The organism is Azotobacter bryophylli (genome assembly GCF_042643485.1).
GTDB classification, from domain to species: Bacteria; Pseudomonadota; Gammaproteobacteria; order Pseudomonadales; family Pseudomonadaceae; genus Azotobacter; species Azotobacter bryophylli.
In genome coordinates, this window is the sequence record NZ_JBHRSJ010000005.1 from 33,611 (window position 1) to 51,816 (window position 18,206).

Consider the following 18,206-nt stretch of genomic DNA (forward strand, 5'->3'; position numbering starts at 1 on the left):
TTTATGAACCGTTCTTAAACCGCGGCAGCGCCGCCGACGATTTCCGAGATTTCCTGGGTGATCGCCGCCTGACGGGCCTTGTTGTACACGAGCTGCAGATCACTGATCAGTTCGCCGGCGTTGTCAGTAGCGTTCTTCATGGCAATCATCCGCGCCGCCTGCTCGGCAGCACCGTTCTCGACCACACCCTGATAGACCTGGGACTCGATGTAGCGCACCAGCAATGCATCCAGCAGCTGCTGGGCATCGGGCTCGTACAGATAATCCCACTGACCTTTGCGGTCGGACTGCTCATCACCTTTCAGAGGCAGCAGCTGTTCGATCGCCGGCTTCTGGGTCATGGTGTTGATGAACTTGTTCGAAGCCAGGTACAGGCAATCCAGACGGCCTTCGTTGAAGGCGTCCAGCATCACCTTGATGCTGCCGATGAGGTCGTTGATCGAAGGCTCTTCGCCCAGGTTGCTGATCGCCGCGATCACGTTGCCGCCATAGCTGCGGAAGAAGCTGGCACCCTTGTTACCGATCACGCAGAAGTCGGCTTCGACACCTTTGTCGTGCCACTCCTTCATGTTCTTGATCAGGGCCTTGAACAGGTTGATGTTCAGACCACCGCACAGACCACGATCGCTCGACACCAGGATATAGCCGACACGCTTGACCGGACGTTCGACCATGAACGGATGACGGTACTCAGGGTTGGCATTGGCCAGATGGCCGATGACCTGACGGATCCGCTCCGCATAAGGACGGCTGGCAACCATGCGCATTTGAGCCCTGCGCATCTTGCTGACCGCCACCTTCTCCATGGCGCTGGTGATCTTCTGCGTGCTTTTGATGCTCGCAATCTTGCTGCGAATCTCTTTTGCGCCTGCCATTTGACACCTATCGGGTTAGCAGGCGGGAGCCTTACGGCCCCCGCTGCGGCTTACCAGGATTGGGTGGCCTTGAACGACTGGATGCCGGCCTTGAGGCCTGCGTCGATCTCGTCGTTGAAGTCGCCCTTCTCGTTGATCTTGGCCAGCAGAGCGGCGTGCTCACGCTGGAAGTAACCGATCAACGCCTGTTCGAAGGCACCTACTTTGGACACTTCCACGTCCTGCAGGAAACCGCGCTCGGCGGCATACAGGGAAATGGCCATTTCGGCGACGGACATCGGCGCATACTGCTTCTGCTTCATCAGCTCGGTAACGCGCTGACCATGGTCGAGCTGCTTGCGGGTCGCTTCGTCCAGATCCGAGGCGAACTGGGCGAAGGCCGCCAGTTCACGGTACTGGGCCAGAGCGGTACGGATGCCGCCGGACAGCTTCTTGATGATCTTGGTCTGGGCGGCGCCACCCACACGGGATACCGAGATACCGGCGTTGACCGCCGGACGCAGGCCCGAGTTGAACATGGCCGATTCCAGGAAGATCTGACCGTCGGTGATGGAGATCACGTTGGTCGGAACGAACGCGGAAACGTCACCGGCCTGAGTTTCGATGATCGGCAGAGCAGTCAGCGAGCCGGTCTTGCCTTTCACCGCGCCATTGGTGAATTTCTCGACATACTCTTCGGAAACGCGGGAAGCGCGCTCCAGCAGACGGCTGTGGAGATAGAACACGTCGCCCGGGTAGGCTTCGCGGCCCGGCGGACGGCGCAGCAGCAGGGAGATCTGGCGATAGGCAACGGCTTGCTTGGACAGATCGTCGTAAACGATCAGTGCATCCTCTCCACGGTCGCGGAAGTATTCGCCCATGGTGCAGCCGGCATACGGCGCCAAGTATTGCAGGGCCGGGGATTCGGAAGCGGACGCAGCCACCACGATGGTATTGGCCAGCGCGCCGTTCTCTTCCAGCTTGCGAACCACGTTGGCGATGGTCGATTGCTTTTGACCGATGGCTACGTAGACGCAGCGAATACCGCTGTTCTTCTGGTTGATGATGGCGTCGATAGCCATCGCGGTCTTACCGATCTGACGGTCGCCGATGATCAGCTCGCGCTGGCCACGGCCGACCGGGATCATGGCGTCGACCGACTTGTAACCGGTCTGAACCGGCTGGTCGACCGACTTACGCCAGATCACGCCCGGCGCAACTTTTTCTACGGCGTCGGTCAGCTTGGCATTGAGCGGCCCTTTGCCATCGATCGGGTTGCCCAGTGCGTCAACCACTCGTCCCAGCAGTTCCGGACCAACCGGAACCTCGAGGATGCGGCCGGTGCACTTGGCGCTCATGCCTTCGGTCAGCCCCAGGTAGTTACCCAGAACCACAGCACCGACGGAGTCTTGTTCCAGGTTCAGCGCCATACCGTAGATGCCGCCGGGGAATTCGATCATTTCGCCGTACATCACGTCGGCCAGACCGTAGATGCGAACGATGCCGTCAGACACGCTGACGACGGTACCCTCGTTACGGGCTTGAGCAGTCACATCGCTTTTTTCGATGCGCTGCTTGATGATTTCACTAATCTCAGCAGGATTCAGTTGCTGCATGCCATGACCCTCAAATCAGGATTTCAACGATTCGGCCAACTGGCTCAGTTTGCCGCGGACCGAACCGTCGACAACCACATCACCGGCGCGGATGACCAAGCCGCCGATCAGCGCAGGATTCACGACCTGCTTAGGGTTGACGGAACGATCTAGCCGCTTCGACAGGGCGGCAGCCAAGTTTTGCAATTGCTCGGCGGAAAGCTCGAAGGCAGTCTCCACTTCGACATCGAGCGTCTTCTCGGCTTCCGCCTTGTACGCTTCGAACAGTTCGCGCACGCTCGACAACAAAGACAGGCGATCATGCTCGCCCATGTTGGCGATGAAGTTGCGGAATGCTTCATCGATATCGTTGCCGAACAGACGCAGCACGGCCGAGACCTTGCTTTCGCGGGTCAGGCGCGGGTTGCGCAGCAGTTCGGCGACTTCTGGGACTTCAACGACAGCGGCAGCCAGATTCAACATGCCTGACCAGGCATCGCTGCGCTTGGCCGCGCAGGCATACTCGAAAGCGGCTTTTGCGTAAGGCCGAGCAAGCGTCTGGTTATTGATCATCGCTTGCCTCGCTTAGAGTTGGGAGGCCAGTTTTTCGACCAGATCGTTATGCGCCTTGGCGTCCACATGGGACTCCAGGATCTTCTCTGCGCCCAGTACGGCCAGTGCCGCTACCTGATTGCGCAGCTGCTCCCTGGCACTGTTCACTTCCTGCTCGATTTGTGCGCGTGCGCTTGCAATAAGACGCTCGCCTTCGGCTTGTGCTTGCTGCTTGGCTTCCTCGACGATCGAGTTGGCTTGCTTGTTCGCCTTCTCGATGATCTGAGTAGCCTGCTCACGGGTCTCGCGCAGGGTGTTGGAAACTTTTTCCTGAGCCAGTTTCAGGTCTTGTTGCGCGCGGCCTGCGGCATCCAGACCATCGGCGATTTTCTTCTGGCGTTCCTGCATGGCCTGGGTAATCGGCGGCCAAACGTACTTCATGCAGAACCAGACGAAAATAGCGAAGGCGATCGTTTGACCAAGTAGCGTCAAGTTTATGTTCACAGCGATTTACCTCGTGCTATCTCGTGCGGTGTGCTTGCCATTTCCATGACAACGGGGCTCGTCACGCGAACCCCGTCGCTAAACGGAAACGCTTAAGCAGCAGCGGGAGCAACAACGAAGATGAGGTACATCGCGATACCAACACCGATCATCGGGACGGCGTCGAGCAGACCAGCCATCAGGAAGGTCTTGGTTTGCAGCTGAGGAGCCAGCTCGGGTTGACGAGCGGTGGACTCCAGCAGCTTGCCACCCAGCAGGGCGAAGCCGATGCCGGTGCTCAGAGCACCCAGACCGATCATGATAGAGGCGGCGATGATGACAAGTTCCATGTAAAGCTCCTGAAGCTAAGGGTAGGTTGGTTGGGGGAAGCGTTATTGCCTGTCAATGATGTTCTTCATGGGCAGAGCTCAGGTACACCACCGTCAGTACCATGAAGATAAAGGCCTGAAGCGGGATCACCAGCAGGTGGAAAATCGCCCAAGGCACATTCAGAGCCCATTGCGACCAGAACGGCAGCAGCGCAATGAGGATGAACACCACTTCACCTGCGTACATGTTGCCGAAGAGACGCAGAGCCAGAGTCAGAGGCTTGGTCAGCAGACCGAGAACCTCCAGGAACAGGTTGAACGGAATCAACGCCCAATGATTGAACGGGGTCAGGGACAGCTCCTTCGCGAAACCACCTACACCCTTAACTTTGATGCTGTAGTAAATGATCAGGATGAATACGCCGATCGAAATACCGAAGGTACCGTTCGGGTCGGCGGTCGGTACGATCTTGAAGTAAGGCGCACCCAGCATGTGGGCCAGCCCCGGCAGGAAATCGACCGGAATCCATTTCAGGCTGTTCATCAGGAACACCCAGACGAAAATGGTCAGCGCCAGCGGGCCAATGAGAGGATTACGACCGTGGAAGGTATCGCGAACCATACCCTCGACGAACTCGACGCACATCTCGACCAGATTCTGGAGACGCCCCGGCACACCACTGGTGGCGCTGCTGGCTGCCATGCGGAACACCACCAGGAAAACCAGGCCCATGAACAGCGACCATCCCATGGTATCGACATGAATGGACATAAAGCCCATTGCCTTCACGTCGTCCGGAGTCTGCGCGATGATCCAGCCTTTCTCCGGGTGGGCGCCGAAGACCAAGTTTTGCAGGTGATGCTGGATATATTCAGCTGGAGTGTTCGCCATAAACGCCTCAATGCTCAATGCTTCGGATTATTTTTCATAAGCAGGAGTGCACTTGCTCCCGTGCCCAGCACCAGCAGATAGCCGCCGAACAACGCCAACGGCTCCAGAGGCCGCACTCCCACAAACACCAGCGCAAACAGTGCCGATGTCAGAATCAGTTTTCCCATTTCACCGGCCCAAAAAGACTGGACCACAGCTTTGACCGAACGCGCACCAAAGTAGCGAAAGGCCTTATGGGCGAAATACAGGTTGGCTAGCCATGCGATCAGCCCACCCAGCAGGGCTGAATACCCTGCCACCAAACTCAAGGACACACCGCACGCAAAGGCCGTCACAAGCCCAACCAGGGCCTGAACGACCAACACTCGAAACACGGGGAGACGATGGAAGGGTGTCCTGCTACGTATATTCACCACAAATTTCGTCGCCATGCGGAACACAATTTTGCGAACCGCTATCAAAATGCGCCGCGAGTATAGGGGCGGTTCAGAGTCGGTTCAACCATTGGGTAGTCATTTCCGACCACTCGCTACATGCGAAACCCTCAGCGGATGTGCGCCAACACCCCCTGTAACTCGTCCAACGAGTTGTAGCGGATGACCAATTGCCCCTTGCCCTTCTGTCCGTGCTTTATCTCCACGGGAGAGCCCAGACGCTCCGCCAGCCGCTGCTCCAGACGACTTATATCCGGATCCTGCGTATGGTTATTGGCGCTTTGCTCCTTGGGCTTCAGCCACTGACGGACCAAAGCCTCGGTCTGACGCACGGTCAAACCATGTGCGACAACGTGTCGCGCCCCTTCGACTTGCCTCTGGGACGGAAGTCCCAGTAAGGCACGTGCATGCCCCATTTCCAAATCTCCATGGGAGAGCAGTGTCTTGATCTCTTCCGGCAGAGATATGAGGCGCAAAAGATTGCTGATGGTGACCCGCGATTTGCCCACCGCATCGGCAACCTGCTGCTGGGTAAGCTGGAACTCCTGCTGGAGACGTTGGAGGGCAAGCGCCTCCTCGATCGGATTGAGATTCTCCCGTTGGATATTCTCGATCAGCGCCATGGCGATGGCTGCTTCGTCCGGAACCTCGCGGACGATCGCCGGGATCTTGTCCAGACCGGCCTGCTGGCTGGCACGCCAGCGCCTTTCGCCAGCAATGATCTCATAGCGCAGCCCATCGATCGGGCGCACCACGATCGGCTGCATCACGCCCTGGGCCTGAATCGACTGCGCCAGCTCCTCCAAGGCAGCCTGGTCCATCTCGCGACGCGGCTGATACTTGCCGCGCTGGATCAGATCCAGCGGCAAATGCAGCAGCTCGCGGCTATCGGCCGGCGCCGTGGCGTCCTGCACGGTAGCCCCGGTAGTGCCACCCAGCAGGGCATCCAGTCCCCGGCCGAGGCCTCGTTTCTTGATCGCCATTGAGACTCCTATGCTTTCGTGTCGCTGCGGGCGGCGCGACGCTGCCGGCGTGACAATTCACCGGCAAGCGCCAGGTAGGCCTGAGCCCCCTTGGATTGCTTGTCGTAGACCAGCGCAGGCATGCCGTGGCTGGGCGCCTCGGCGAGCCGGACGTTGCGCGGGATGACCGTCTCGTAGAGCTTGTCGCCGAAATGCGCCTTGAGTTGATCGGACACATCGTGGGTCAGACCGATGCGCGGATCGTACATGGTGCGCAGCAGGCCTTCGATCTGCAGGTTCGGATTGAGTGCCTGGGAGATGCGCTGGATAGAGCTGACCAGATCGCTCAGACCTTCCAGGGCGTAATACTCGCACTGCATCGGAATGATCACGCCATCGGCAGCCGCCAGAGCGTTCACCGTCAGCATCGACAGCGACGGCGGACAGTCGATGAGGACATAGTCGTAATTCTCGCGGATCGGTGCCAAAGCCTCGCGCAGACGGTGCTCCTTGGCTGGCATGTTGAGCAGAACGACTTCGGCCGCGGTGAGATCACGGTTGGCCGGCAACAACTGATAACCGCCATGCTCGGAGAACTGCATGGCCTCGACGAGGCTGCAATCTCCCGTCAGCACGTCGTAGACCGAATGCTCCAGGCTCAACTTATCCACACCGCTGCCAGTGGTGGCGTTGCCCTGTGGATCGAGATCGATCAGCAATACGCGTCTGCGAGTGGCCACCAGAGAGGCAGCCAGATTGATGCAGGTGGTGGTCTTGGCCACGCCGCCTTTCTGGTTGGCGATGGCGAATACTTTAGCCATGGTCAGCGTCTGTCCGGGTCATGAAGTGCGGCGCAAGATCAGCAGATGACGCTGACCCTGACAACCGGGAACCTTGAGCACATAGGTGCGTTCCAGTCGAAAATCCTGAGGCAGGACTTGCAGCTCGTCATCCGGTTGCAAGCCCTTCATCGCCAGCCAGCGGGTCTCACTGTTCCCCAGATGGCGTGTCCAGCCGGCGAAATCCGCCAACGAGCTGAATGCCCTTGAGCAGATACCGGAAAAGGATTGCGCCGGTGTGAAGGCTTCCACCCGGCTGTGGACAACTTCCATGTTGCTCAAACGCAGTTCCAGTTTCACTTGGGTAAGAAAACGGGTCTTCTTGCCGTTCGAGTCCAGCAAGGTGAAGTGCCGTTCGGGAAACAGGATGGCCAGCGGGATGCCAGGCATTCCCCCGCCGCTACCGACGTCCAGCCAGTTATCCCCAGCCTCGGCAACATAAGGCACCACGCTGAGGCTGTCGAGCAGATGACGCGAGACCATTTCATCCGGATCGCGCACGGCAGTCAGATTGTAGGCCTTGTTCCACTTGATCAACAGCGCCAGGTAAGCCAGCAACAGCTCCTGCTGACGTGCCGTGAGTTCGATGCCCAGTTCGTGGGCGCCACGCACCAGTTCCTCTGCGTGGCGGGGAGAGACCATTGACATCAGGCGCTCTGCTCCAGCTGGCGGCCGGCACCGCGTTTCTTCAGATGGATCAGTAGCAAGGAAATGGCAGCCGGCGTGACGCCGGGAATCCGCGAAGCCTGACCGAGAGTCTGCGGGCGCGCCTGGCCCAGCTTGTGCTGGATTTCCTTGGACAAGCCCGAGATCGACGCGTAGTCAAGCTCCTCCGGCAAGCGGATATCCTCGCTGGCGCGCAACCGCGCGATCTCGTCCTGCTGACGATCGATGTAGCCGGCATACTTGGTCTTGATCTCTACCTGCTCGGCGACCTGAGGATCCGCGGCTTCGCCGCCGGTTGCCTCGACCAGACCCGCATAATCGATTTCCGGACGTGCCAGAAGGTTCAGCAGGTTGTATTCGCGGGCCAGAGGGCTGCCAAAGCGTGCGGCGATGGATTCGCCTTCAGCTGTGCCGGGGCGAATCCAGGTGCTCTTCAAGCGCTGCTCCTCACGCTCGATGCCCTCTCGCTTGGCGCAGAACGCCGCCCAGCGGGCATCATCGACCAAGCCCAACTCGCGGCCTTTCTCAGTCAGGCGCAGATCGGCGTTATCCTCGCGCAGGATGAGCCGGTACTCGGCACGCGAAGTGAACATGCGGTACGGCTCCTGGGTTCCTAGGGTGATCAGGTCGTCGACCAGCACGCCGATGTAGGCTTCGTCCCGACGTGGGCACCAGCTATCACGCCCCAGGGCTCGCAGCGCGGCGTTGGCGCCGGCAAGCAGCCCCTGGGCGCCGGCCTCCTCGTAGCCAGTGGTGCCATTGATCTGTCCGGCGAAGAACAAGCCGCCGACAGCCTTGGTTTCCAGGCTGTACTTGAGGTCGCGTGGATCGAAGAAGTCGTATTCGATGGCATAACCCGGACGCACGATATGGGCATTCTCCATGCCACGGATGGAACGAACGATGTCCAGTTGCACGTCGAACGGCAGCGACGTGGAGATGCCGTTGGGATACAGCTCGTTGGTGGATAGTCCCTCGGGTTCGAGGAAGACCTGGTGGCTGTCCTTATCGGCGAAGCGGTGGATCTTGTCCTCGATGGATGGGCAATAGCGCGGCCCGATACCTTCGATCACTCCCGAATACATGGGTGAACGGTCGAGATTGCTGGCGATGATCTCGTGGGTCCGAGCATTGGTGTGGGTGATCCAGCAACTGACCTGGGCCGGATGCTGGTCCTGAGAACCGAGAAACGACATGACTGGAGTCGGAGTATCGCCCGGCTGCTCGGTCATCACCGAGAAATCCACAGTACGCCCATCGATGCGCGGAGGTGTTCCGGTCTTCAGCCTGCCGACGCGCAGCGGCAACTCGCGCAGGCGCTTGGCGAGCGCGATAGAGGGCGGGTCACCGGCACGTCCGCCGGAATAATTCTGCAAGCCTATGTGGATAAGTCCACCAAGAAAGGTTCCGGTGGTGAGTACCACGCTGTCACTGTGAAAACGCAGTCCCATCTGGGTAACGACGCCGCGTACTTGGTCCTGTTCGACGATCAGGTCGTCCGCGGCTTGCTGGAATATCCACAGGTTGGGCTGGTTTTCCAGAATTTGACGGATCGCCGCCTTGTACAGGGCCCGGTCGGCCTGGGCGCGTGTGGCACGTACCGCCGGTCCCTTGCGGCTGTTGAGCACACGGAACTGGATACCGCCCTTGTCGGTAGCGGTCGCCATGGCACCGCCGAGCGCGTCGATTTCCTTGACCAGATGGCTCTTGCCGATGCCGCCGATGGCCGGATTGCAACTCATGTGCCCGAGGGTTTCCACATTATGGGTCAACAGCAGGGTCTTCACACCCATGCGCGCAGCCGCGAGTGCCGCTTCGGTACCGGCATGACCGCCACCGATCACGATCACGTCAAAACGGGTAGGAAAATCCACCACGCACCTCGTGCCTGTTCGAAGAGAAAAGGGAAAAGGCCGCAAGTATAGGGACTTAGGCAATTTGAAAGAAGCCTTCTGCACAAAAAACAGCCAATCGCTTATCCCAACGCCTGTCTACAAAAATAAAGAGTATGAAATTTTATAAAGCTTGGTTTTTATGTTTATGTATGGTGTGCACAAGTTCTGTGGATAACATTGCCTAGCCCCCGTCAAACTTGCTTATGAGCGCCGGATAAAGTTGTGGTGATCCTGCCGGTAGGCGGCGAACAATCGGTCAACGACCTGTGTATGGAATGACCACTTATCAACAGGCGTTTTTATCTGCAGATTTAGAGATCGGTTATCGACTGAGCTCATGGCAAGTTTTCCACAGAGCTTGTCGGCATGTGGATAGAGTATTTTCCGATGAAAGGTAGCTCCCCTATCGTGTTAGACACAGGGAGATAGCGGGCGCACGCCGCTGCTTGGCGAGCAGCAGTGTGCTCGGGAGGGGCAAGAGCAGTCGGCTGCCTGGGTTTTTATTTGCCGATGCAAAAACTGGAGAAAATGCGCCCGAGCAGATCGTCGGTACTAAAGCTGCCGGTGATCTCGCCCAGCGATTGCTGGGCCATGCGCAGGTCTTCGGCCAACAGCTCCCCTGCTCCGGCAGAGGTCAACTGCTCACGCCCGTGATCGAGAAAAGCGGCTGCCTGGCGCAGGGCTTCCAGATGGCGGCGGCGGGCACTGAAAGTACTCTCGGCAGTCTGTTCGAAGCCCATGCACTGCTTCAGATGCTCACGCAGCAGCTCAAGTCCATCGCCGGTCCGCGCTGACAGGCTAAGGGTCGCATGGCCATCGCTGTCTGTCTCCAGGGCAATGGGCTGGCCTATCACGTCGGCTTTATTGCGAATCAGGATGACCTTGGCGGGCTCCGGTCTGATATCGAGAAACTCCGGCCAGAGGGCGAAAGGATCCGCAGCCTCCGGTGCGCTACCGTCCACGACCAGCAGTATCCGGTCCGCCTCGCCGATGGCTTTCAATGCGCGTTCCACGCCGATGCGCTCGACCTGATCGGTCGTTTCGCGCAGGCCGGCAGTGTCTACCACATGCAACGGCATGCCATCGATGTGGATATGTTCGCGCAGTATGTCCCGGGTGGTTCCGGCGATCTCGGTGACGATCGCCGCTTCGCGTCCGGCCAAGGCGTTCAGCAGGCTGGACTTGCCAGCGTTCGGTCGGCCAGCGATGACCACGGTCATACCGTCGCGCAGCAAGGCTCCCTGGCCGGCCTCGCGCAGAACTGTGGACAACTCGGCGCGCACGCCGTCGAGCAGGGCGAGCACATGGCCATCGGCGAGGAAATCAATTTCCTCCTCGGGAAAATCGATCGCCGCCTCGACGTAGATGCGTAGCTCGATCAGCTTCTCGGTGAGACTCTGCACCCGCTTGGAAAACTCGCCTTGCAACGAGCGCAGGGCGTTGCGGGCAGCCTGAGCCGAACTGGCCTCGATCAGGTCGGCGATGGCCTCTGCCTGGGCCAGATCGAGCTTGTCGTTGAGGAATGCCTGTTCACTGAACTCCCCCGGCCTGGCCATGCGTGCGCCCAGCTCGAGACAGCGCTGCAGCAACAGATCGAGAACCACTGGGCCACCATGTCCCTGCAGCTCCAGCACATCTTCGCCGGTGAAGGAGTTGGGGCCGGGAAAGAACAGCGCAATCCCTTCATCCAGCACTTGAGCGTCGGAGTCCCGGAAGGGACCGTAATGGGCATGTCGAGGCACCAAATCCCGCCCGCAAACATGCAACGCTACCTGTCTGGCCAGCGGACCGGAGACCCGTACGATGCCGACCCCACCGCGGCCCTGGGCCGTGGCGATGGCGGCGATGGTTTCACGTGGGCTGTGCATGCGGGGACTCCATAAGCAAGACGCCCCACGAGGGGGCGTCTTTTTTTCGGGCTCGGCTAGGATCAGGCCTTCTGCGCGGCCCTTTCCAGCTGCCGGGTAATGTACCACTGCTGGGCGATCGACAGACAGTTGTTGACCACCCAGTAGAGCACCAGGCCGGCCGGGAACCAGAGGAAGAAGAAGGTGAAGATGATCGGCATCAGCTTCATCACTTTGGCCTGCATCGGGTCCGGCGGCGTCGGATTGAGATGCTGCTGGATGAACATGGTCACGCCCATGATGATCGGCATAAGGAAATAGGGATCCTTGACCGACAGGTCGGTTATCCACAGCAACCAGGGAGCCTGACGCATCTCCACGCTCTCCAGCAGCACCCAGTAGAGGGCGAGGAAGACCGGCATCTGTACCAGGATAGGCAAACAGCCGCCGAGCGGGTTTATCTTTTCCTTCTTGTACAGCTCCATCATCGCCTGGGACATCTTCTGGCGATCGTCGCCGAATTGCTCCTTCAGCGCCTGCAGCTTGGGCGCGACTGCACGCATGCGGCCCATGGAGCGGTAGCTGGCGGCCGACAGCGGGAAGAACATCAGCTTGATGATGATGGTCAGAACGATGATTGACCATCCCCAGTTGCCGAGTGCGCTGTGGATAAGCTTGAGCAGCCAGAAGATCGGTTGGGCGATGAACCAGAGCACGCCATAGTCGACGGTGAGTTCTAGCCCCGGAGACAGGGCCTCGAGCTTGCCTTGGTCCTTGGGACCGGCATACAGGATGGCGCTGGTTTCGGCATGGGCACCAGCCGGAACGTTCAGGGTCGGCCCGGTGAAGCCGATAATGTAGTTGCCCTGGCTGTCCTTGCGGGTCTGCACTTGGTTAGTGCCGTCCTTCTGCGAGATCCAGGCTGTGACGAAGTAGTGCTGCAACCAGGAGATCCAGCCGCCCTGTACCGTTTCGCGCAGGTTCTTGTCATCCATGTTGCCCATGGAGACCTTCTTGTACGGCTCATCCGAAGTCCACAGAGCGGCACCAAGATAGGTAGCGGAGCCGGTTGCCGTGGTCGAGGACGGGTCGGCGCTGCCGTCGCGCTTAAGTTGGGCGAACAGGTTGCCACTCCAAGGCTGGCCGCTCTGGTTGTCGATCAGGTAGCTGACCTTGAGATCGTACTCGCCGCGCTTGAGGGTAAAACGCTTGGTGTAGTTGACCCCCGCTTCGCTGAATTTTAGGTCGACCACCAGTTGGTCCTGGCCGTCGGCCAGGCTATAGCTGTGCTGTTCGCTGCTGTACAAGGGGCGGCCATTGGCACGGGCATCCGGACCGTTGCTACCGGTCAGGCCGCTTTGTGCCAGATACAGACGTTCGCCACCATTGTCGAACAGTTGGAAAGGAATCTCCGGATGATCCTGACGACGCGGGTATTTGGGCAGGCTGAGCTGGACGATATCGCCGCCGCGCGGGTCGATGGCTAGATCGAAGACATCGGTCCGCACCCGGATGAGTTCATTGGACGCTACTGGTGTCGCGTTATCCAGAGTCTTGCTCTGGTCGCCGGCGGTGGGAACATCGGGGCTGGCCGATCGATTGGCCAGCGGCGTATCCATCAGCGCCCGGTTGGCGCTGGAAGTTTCGGCGTTCTGGGTCGGTAGGGCTGCCTGTCCGTAGTCCTGGTTCCACTCTAGAACCATCAGGTAGGACACAACTGCCAAGGCGACGATCAGGATCGAGCGTTTGATATCCATGATTACTCGGCCATCGAAGAGGGTCGTGAGGGGTGGATCGGAGGAACCGGGTCGTAACCTCCCGGGTTCCATGGATGGCAGCGCCCGAGACGGCGCAGGCTCAACCAGCTGCCGCGTATCAGGCCATGATTTTCGATGGCTTGGTACGCATAGCAGGAACAGCTGGGGTAGAAACGACAGTGACTTGCCATCAGCGGGCTAATGGCATAGCGATAGAACTGGATCGAGGCGAGGGCCAGTTTACGCATCGGGATTTCCCGCCACCTCTGCTTCGGTCGGGGGCTGGCCACGTGATCGGTTGCGCGCGAGTCGCTTCCAGAGCTTGTCGAACTGTTGTGTCAGCTCGGCGTTTTCCAGATCGCCAAAGCCTTTTCGTGCGACCACAACGATATCCCATCCGATCAGGGCATCCTGATTCAGGCGGAAGGAATTACGTATCAGACGTTTCAGGCGATTGCGCTGAACAGAGAGTTTGACACTCTTCTTGCCGATCACCAGTCCCAGACGGGGGAGTTCGAGATCGTTAAGGCGGGCGAGTAGGAGAACGTGCTTGCCCGGAACCTTGGCGGTCGGGGAGTCGAAGACTGCCTTGAACTGTCTTGGGATCAGCAGCCGCTTTTCCCGAGAGAAGTCTCGACTCACCACCCGGTCCGGATAAATCAGACAGTCAGACGCTTGCGGCCCTTGGCGCGACGACGCGACAGGACTTGACGACCGTTCTTGGTGGCCATACGGGCACGGAAACCGTGGGTACGAGCGCGCTTGAGGGTGCTGGGTTGGAAAGTGCGTTTCATGATGCCTTACCTGGTGGTCACTACGGGCCGGAAGTGGCCCCCGTTCAAAGAGACCGGCAATTCTATTGAAAGCATCAGGTCAGGTCAATTTCCAACCAATGCCTTACCTCATCAGTAAGCAAAGGCTGCTGGACTCATTTGCATCCCTTTCAATCCGTATAGCTCTCCATGCAGGCATGGTGATTTCTTGGTCCGGCAAGCATGCACAAAAAGATACAAGAGGAAAAATTCTTTAAAAAGATTGTTCTTATTAAAGAACTTAGTGATCAGCCTGTCTGTGGATAACATCATGAGAGACCCATTCTGCGCAGGTTTACAGACATGACAAGGTTGTACAGAATCAGTGCTCCACTTGTGCTGAGATGTGCGTAAATGCTGTGGGTTAAATCGCATTTTATGCACAGCGAAGTTATCAACAGTAGCTCTCTGGTGGTTGTGCACTACGCTGATATCTAGTTATCAACAGGGCTGGGCGCTAGCCTATTACACCGAGGGGCAGTGTTTTTTCTCTCGCCATGTGGATAACCACTATCGGTGGCGGCTACAATGGCAGACTGTTTTTTGCCTGCCGCTTTGATGGCTAGGGGATATACGTGTCCGTTGAACTTTGGCAACAGTGCGTCGAGCTTCTGCGCGATGAACTGCCCGCTCAGCAATTCAACACTTGGATTCGTCCGCTGCAGGTCGAAGCCGAGGGTGATGAGCTGCGCGTCTACGCACCCAATCGGTTTGTCCTCGATTGGGTCAATGAAAAGTACCTAGGGCGATTGCTGGAATTGCTGGGAGAGCGTAGTGATGGTTTCGCGCCTTCCGTTTCTTTATTGATCGGCAGCAAACGCCGGCCTATCCCGCGTCCTGTGCAACCCGCTCCGTCTGCTCTACCCCCCCCTGCTTCGCGTCCGGTGGCTGAGATGCCCGAGCCGGCCGCGAGCGAGCCCACTGCTACCGATAGTCGAGCTGATACCGGGACTGCGGCATCTGTTCCTCCGGTGCGGACCGAGCGTTCGGTTCAGGTCGAGGGAGCGCTCAAGCACACCAGTTATCTCAATCGCTCCTTCACCTTCGAGAACTTCGTCGAGGGCAAATCCAACCAACTGGCTCGTGCCGCAGCCTGGCAGGTGGCGGATAATCCCAAGCATGGTTACAACCCACTGTTCCTCTATGGGGGAGTCGGTCTGGGCAAGACCCACCTGATGCATGCTGTGGGTAACCATCTTCTGGAGAGGAATCCGAATGCCAAGGTGGTTTACCTGCATTCGGAGCGTTTCGTCGCCGACATGGTGAAGGCCCTTCAGCTCAATGCGATCAACGAGTTCAAGCGTTTCTACCGTTCGGTGGACGCGCTGCTGATCGACGATATCCAGTTCTTTGCTAAGAAGGAGCGTTCCCAGGAGGAGTTCTTCCACACCTTCAACGCCCTGCTCGAAGGTGGCCAGCAGGTGATTCTTACCAGCGACCGCTATCCCAAGGAAATTGAAGGGCTTGAAGAGCGCCTAAAATCCCGCTTTGGCTGGGGCCTGACGGTCGCCGTCGAGCCGCCGGAGCTGGAAACTCGGGTGGCGATCCTGATGAAGAAGGCCGAGCAGACTAAGGTAGAACTACCCCACGACGCTGCCTTCTTCATCGCCCAGCGCATTCGCTCCAATGTGCGCGAGTTGGAAGGGGCCTTGAAGCGGGTCATCGCCCACTCGCACTTCACCAATCATCCGATCACCATCGAGCTGATCCGCGAATCGCTGAAGGATCTGTTGGCTCTGCAGGATAAGCTGGTCAGTGTGGATAACATCCAGCGTACGGTCGCCGAGTACTACAAGATCAAAATCGCCGACCTGCTTTCCAAACGCCGTTCGCGTTCGGTGGCGCGACCGCGTCAGGTTGCCATGGCCCTGTCCAAGGAGTTGACCAACCACAGCTTGCCGGAGATCGGCGATTCCTTTGGCGGCCGCGATCACACCACCGTCTTGCATGCTTGCCGCAAGATTGCTGAACTGAGGGAATCCGATGCGGATATCCGCGAGGATTACAAGAACCTACTGCGCACCTTGACCACCTGACAACCAGAAGCAAACCGATTAGGGACTGACCATGCATTTCATCATTCAACGCGAAGCTTTGTTGAAACCGCTGCAGCTGGTCGCAGGCGTCGTCGAGCGGCGACAGACTCTGCCGGTGCTATCCAACGTGCTGCTGGTCGTCCAGGGCCAGCAGCTGTCGCTGACCGGTACCGATCTGGAGGTGGAGCTGGTCGGTCGGGTGCCGCTGGAGGAGCGTGCCGAGCCGGGCGAGATCACCGTGCCGGCGCGCAAGCTCATGGATATCTGCAAGAGTCTGCCCAACGATACGCTGATCGATATCCGCGTCGATGAGCAGAAGCTGCTGATCAAGGCCGGGCGTAGCCGCTTCACCCTGTCTACCCTCCCGGCCAACGACTTCCCCACTGTAGAGGAAGGCCCGGGCTCGCTGACTTTCACCCTGGTGCAGAGCAAGTTGCGCCGCCTGATCGAGCGCACCAGCTTCGCCATGGCCCAGCAGGACGTCCGCTATTACCTCAACGGCATGCTTCTGGAAATGAATGCGGGTGTATTGCGCGCGGTAGCGACCGACGGCCATCGTTTGGCTCTGTGCGCCATGCAGGCGGGTATCGAACATGCCGACCGCCATCAGGTCATCGTTCCGCGCAAGGGTATCCTGGAACTGGCACGCTTGCTCACCGAGCAGGATGGCGAAGTGAGCATTGTGCTCGGTCAGCACCATATCCGCGCTACCACCGGTGAGTTCACCTTCACCTCCAAGCTGGTCGATGGCAAGTTCCCGGATTATGAGCGCGTTCTACCGAAGGGCGGCGACAAGCAGGTGATCGGCGATCGCCAACTGCTGCGCGAGGCCTTCAGCCGTACCGCAATTTTGTCCAACGAAAAGTACCGCGGCATTCGCCTGCAACTGGCCAAAGGATTGCTGAAGATCCAGGCCAACAACCCGGAACAGGAAGAAGCCGAGGAAGAAGTGGCGGTCGACTACAACGGCGATCCGCTGGAGATCGGCTTCAACGTCAGCTATCTGCTCGACGTACTGGGCGTGATGACTGCCGAGCAGGTTCGTCTGACCTTGTCGGATGCCAACAGCAGTGCCCTACTGCAGGAAGCCGATAACGACGATTCGGCCTATGTTGTCATGCCGATGCGCTTGTAAAACCTCCGCATTCGATGTCCCTCTGCCGTATCACGGTCACCGCGGTGCGCAACCTGCACCCGGTGACCTTCTCTCCCTCGCCCCGCATCAATATCCTTTATGGCGCCAATGGCAGCGGCAAGACCAGCCTGCTGGAGGCCATACATCTTCTGGGACTGGCCCGTTCCTTCAGGAGTCAGCGTCTTTCCCCCGTGATCCAGCATGACCAGCCGGCCTGTACCGTGTTCGGACAGGTTCGCCTGAACGACGGATATATGAGCAACCTGGGGGTTTCACGTAATCGTCAAGGGGAGTTACAGATCCGCATCGATGGGCAGAACGTGCGCAGCGCCGCCCACTTGGCTGAAACCCTGCCTCTGCAGTTGATCAACCCGGATAGTTTTCGTCTGCTCGAGGGGGCGCCGAAGATTCGCCGGCAGTTTCTCGACTGGGGCGTGTTCCACGTGGAACGGCGTTTTCTTCCAGCCTGGCAACGCTTGCAGAAGGCCCTGCGGCAGCGGAACTCCTGGCTCCGCCATGGTAGAATGGATAGCGCTTCGCAAGCTGCCTGGGACCATGAGTTGTGCTTGGCCAGCGAAGAAATTGATAGTTATCGACGCACTTATATCCAGACGTTGAAACCAGTTTTCGAGAAGGTTTTACATGAACTGGTGGAGCTGGATGGCTTGACCTTGAGCTACTACCGCGGCTGGGACAAGGAGCGCTCGCTGGGCGATGTACTGGTGGCGTCCCTGCTGCGAGACCAGCAACTGGGTCATACGCAGGCAGGTCCCCAGCGTGCCGATTTGCGTTTGCGCCTGGCCTCGCACAATGCGGTGGATATTCTTTCGCGGGGGCAGCAAAAACTGGTGGTTTGTGCGTTGAAGATCGCCCAGGGACATCTAGTCGAAAATGCCAGGCGCAGCCAATGCATCTATCTGGTCGACGACCTTCCCTCCGAGCTGGATGAGCAGCACCGCCGCGCCCTTTGCCACTTGCTTGAAGAACTTAACTGCCAGGTATTCATCACCTGCGTTGATAGAGAATTATTGCGAGAAAGCTGGCGCACGGACACGCCAGTTGCCTTGTTCCACGTGGAGCAAGGTCGTATCACCCAGACCCACGATCGGGAGTGAAGC

19 protein-coding genes are annotated in these 18,206 nt (G+C 58.7%); 3 read left to right on the forward strand and 16 right to left on the reverse strand.

Annotated features, from left to right (window positions below):
* Positions 1 to 14: 14 nt before the first annotated feature.
* From atpG to rpmH, 16 genes are all read right to left on the reverse strand, one after another.
* Positions 15 to 875: a F0F1 ATP synthase subunit gamma gene (gene atpG / locus ACFOJE_RS03295; RefSeq protein ID WP_377812831.1), complete on the reverse strand. Its 861-nt coding sequence runs from the start codon at positions 873 to 875 to the stop codon at positions 15 to 17.
* A 50-nt stretch (positions 876 to 925) separates the two neighbouring features.
* A complete protein-coding gene (gene atpA / locus ACFOJE_RS03300; protein ID WP_377812832.1) occupies positions 926 to 2,470 on the reverse strand; it encodes a F0F1 ATP synthase subunit alpha in 1,545 nt (514 codons plus the stop codon).
* Positions 2,471 to 2,485: 15 nt separating this feature from the next.
* Complete coding sequence (locus ACFOJE_RS03305) at positions 2,486 to 3,022, reverse strand: F0F1 ATP synthase subunit delta (protein ID WP_377812833.1); 537 nt, start codon at positions 3,020 to 3,022, stop codon at positions 2,486 to 2,488.
* A gap of 12 nt (positions 3,023 to 3,034) precedes the next feature.
* Positions 3,035 to 3,505, reverse strand: a complete 471-nt coding sequence (locus ACFOJE_RS03310) for a F0F1 ATP synthase subunit B (protein ID WP_377812834.1) — start codon at positions 3,503 to 3,505, stop codon at positions 3,035 to 3,037.
* Between the two features lie 92 nt (positions 3,506 to 3,597).
* A complete protein-coding gene (atpE, locus tag ACFOJE_RS03315) occupies positions 3,598 to 3,834 on the reverse strand; it encodes a F0F1 ATP synthase subunit C (RefSeq protein ID WP_377812835.1) in 237 nt (78 codons plus the stop codon).
* Between the two features lie 52 nt (positions 3,835 to 3,886).
* Complete coding sequence (gene atpB / locus ACFOJE_RS03320; protein ID WP_377812836.1) at positions 3,887 to 4,705, reverse strand: F0F1 ATP synthase subunit A; 819 nt, start codon at positions 4,703 to 4,705, stop codon at positions 3,887 to 3,889.
* Between the two features lie 14 nt (positions 4,706 to 4,719).
* Positions 4,720 to 5,118, reverse strand: coding sequence for a F0F1 ATP synthase subunit I (locus ACFOJE_RS03325; RefSeq protein ID WP_377812894.1), 399 nt, complete (start codon positions 5,116 to 5,118; stop codon positions 4,720 to 4,722).
* A 131-nt stretch (positions 5,119 to 5,249) separates the two neighbouring features.
* Positions 5,250 to 6,122: a ParB/RepB/Spo0J family partition protein gene (locus ACFOJE_RS03330; RefSeq protein WP_377812838.1), complete on the reverse strand. Its 873-nt coding sequence runs from the start codon at positions 6,120 to 6,122 to the stop codon at positions 5,250 to 5,252.
* A gap of 8 nt (positions 6,123 to 6,130) precedes the next feature.
* Positions 6,131 to 6,922, reverse strand: coding sequence for a ParA family protein (locus ACFOJE_RS03335; protein WP_377812839.1), 792 nt, complete (start codon positions 6,920 to 6,922; stop codon positions 6,131 to 6,133).
* Positions 6,923 to 6,940: 18 nt separating this feature from the next.
* Positions 6,941 to 7,588, reverse strand: coding sequence for a 16S rRNA (guanine(527)-N(7))-methyltransferase RsmG (rsmG, locus tag ACFOJE_RS03340; RefSeq protein ID WP_377812840.1), 648 nt, complete (start codon positions 7,586 to 7,588; stop codon positions 6,941 to 6,943).
* Entirely contained in the window at positions 7,588 to 9,480 is a 1,893-nt protein-coding gene (mnmG, locus tag ACFOJE_RS03345; RefSeq protein ID WP_377812841.1) for a tRNA uridine-5-carboxymethylaminomethyl(34) synthesis enzyme MnmG, read from the reverse strand. The genes rsmG and mnmG overlap by 1 nt, the downstream gene beginning before the upstream one ends.
* A gap of 521 nt (positions 9,481 to 10,001) precedes the next feature.
* Positions 10,002 to 11,369 carry a tRNA uridine-5-carboxymethylaminomethyl(34) synthesis GTPase MnmE gene (gene mnmE / locus ACFOJE_RS03350; RefSeq protein WP_377812842.1) on the reverse strand — a complete coding sequence of 456 codons (1,368 nt, stop codon included), beginning with the start codon at positions 11,367 to 11,369 and terminating at the stop codon, positions 10,002 to 10,004.
* Positions 11,370 to 11,431: 62 nt separating this feature from the next.
* On the reverse strand, positions 11,432 to 13,105 hold the full coding sequence (gene yidC / locus ACFOJE_RS03355; protein ID WP_377812843.1) for a membrane protein insertase YidC: 1,674 nt from the start codon (positions 13,103 to 13,105) through the stop codon (positions 11,432 to 11,434).
* A 2-nt stretch (positions 13,106 to 13,107) separates the two neighbouring features.
* The gene (gene yidD, locus ACFOJE_RS03360; RefSeq protein WP_377812844.1) at positions 13,108 to 13,353 is read right to left on the reverse strand and encodes a membrane protein insertion efficiency factor YidD; all 246 of its coding nucleotides are present in this window, start codon (positions 13,351 to 13,353) and stop codon (positions 13,108 to 13,110) included.
* Positions 13,346 to 13,750, reverse strand: coding sequence for a ribonuclease P protein component (gene rnpA / locus ACFOJE_RS03365; RefSeq protein ID WP_377812846.1), 405 nt, complete (start codon positions 13,748 to 13,750; stop codon positions 13,346 to 13,348). Before rnpA ends, yidD begins: the two co-directional genes overlap by 8 nt.
* A gap of 14 nt (positions 13,751 to 13,764) precedes the next feature.
* Positions 13,765 to 13,899, reverse strand: a complete 135-nt coding sequence (gene rpmH, locus ACFOJE_RS03370) for a 50S ribosomal protein L34 (protein WP_003458028.1) — start codon at positions 13,897 to 13,899, stop codon at positions 13,765 to 13,767.
* A gap of 593 nt (positions 13,900 to 14,492) precedes the next feature.
* Here rpmH and dnaA point away from each other — a divergent pair.
* Genes dnaA through recF form a run of 3 tightly spaced genes read left to right on the forward strand, consistent with a single transcriptional unit; the run spans position 14,493 to position 18,203 of the window.
* Complete coding sequence (gene dnaA / locus ACFOJE_RS03375) at positions 14,493 to 15,953, forward strand: chromosomal replication initiator protein DnaA (protein ID WP_377812847.1); 1,461 nt, start codon at positions 14,493 to 14,495, stop codon at positions 15,951 to 15,953.
* A gap of 31 nt (positions 15,954 to 15,984) precedes the next feature.
* Positions 15,985 to 17,088: a DNA polymerase III subunit beta gene (gene dnaN / locus ACFOJE_RS03380; RefSeq protein WP_377812849.1), complete on the forward strand. Its 1,104-nt coding sequence runs from the start codon at positions 15,985 to 15,987 to the stop codon at positions 17,086 to 17,088.
* Between the two features lie 14 nt (positions 17,089 to 17,102).
* Positions 17,103 to 18,203: a DNA replication/repair protein RecF gene (gene recF, locus ACFOJE_RS03385; protein WP_377812851.1), complete on the forward strand. Its 1,101-nt coding sequence runs from the start codon at positions 17,103 to 17,105 to the stop codon at positions 18,201 to 18,203.
* Positions 18,204 to 18,206: the final 3 nt, after the last annotated feature.

What these genes read in the sequence shown, in the direction of transcription:
- atpG (WP_377812831.1), bottom strand. Translation starts at nt 875, where the DNA reads ATGGCAGGCGCAAAAGAGATTCGCAGCAAGATTGCGAGCATCAAAAGC.
- atpA (WP_377812832.1), bottom strand. Translation starts at nt 2,470, where the DNA reads ATGCAGCAACTGAATCCTGCTGAGATTAGTGAAATCATCAAGCAGCGC.
- ACFOJE_RS03305 (WP_377812833.1), bottom strand. Translation starts at nt 3,022, where the DNA reads ATGATCAATAACCAGACGCTTGCTCGGCCTTACGCAAAAGCCGCTTTC.
- atpE (WP_377812835.1), bottom strand. Translation starts at nt 3,834, where the DNA reads ATGGAACTTGTCATCATCGCCGCCTCTATCATGATCGGTCTGGGTGCT.
- atpB (WP_377812836.1), bottom strand. Translation starts at nt 4,705, where the DNA reads ATGGCGAACACTCCAGCTGAATATATCCAGCATCACCTGCAAAACTTG.
- ACFOJE_RS03330 (WP_377812838.1), bottom strand. Translation starts at nt 6,122, where the DNA reads ATGGCGATCAAGAAACGAGGCCTCGGCCGGGGACTGGATGCCCTGCTG.
- ACFOJE_RS03335 (WP_377812839.1), bottom strand. Translation starts at nt 6,922, where the DNA reads ATGGCTAAAGTATTCGCCATCGCCAACCAGAAAGGCGGCGTGGCCAAG.
- rsmG (WP_377812840.1), bottom strand. Translation starts at nt 7,588, where the DNA reads ATGTCAATGGTCTCTCCCCGCCACGCAGAGGAACTGGTGCGTGGCGCC.
- mnmE (WP_377812842.1), bottom strand. Translation starts at nt 11,369, where the DNA reads ATGCACAGCCCACGTGAAACCATCGCCGCCATCGCCACGGCCCAGGGC.
- yidC (WP_377812843.1), bottom strand. Translation starts at nt 13,105, where the DNA reads ATGGATATCAAACGCTCGATCCTGATCGTCGCCTTGGCAGTTGTGTCC.
- yidD (WP_377812844.1), bottom strand. Translation starts at nt 13,353, where the DNA reads ATGCGTAAACTGGCCCTCGCCTCGATCCAGTTCTATCGCTATGCCATT.
- rpmH (WP_003458028.1), bottom strand. Translation starts at nt 13,899, where the DNA reads ATGAAACGCACTTTCCAACCCAGCACCCTCAAGCGCGCTCGTACCCAC.
- dnaN (WP_377812849.1), top strand. Translation starts at nt 15,985, where the DNA reads ATGCATTTCATCATTCAACGCGAAGCTTTGTTGAAACCGCTGCAGCTG.
- recF (WP_377812851.1), top strand. Translation starts at nt 17,103, where the DNA reads ATGTCCCTCTGCCGTATCACGGTCACCGCGGTGCGCAACCTGCACCCG.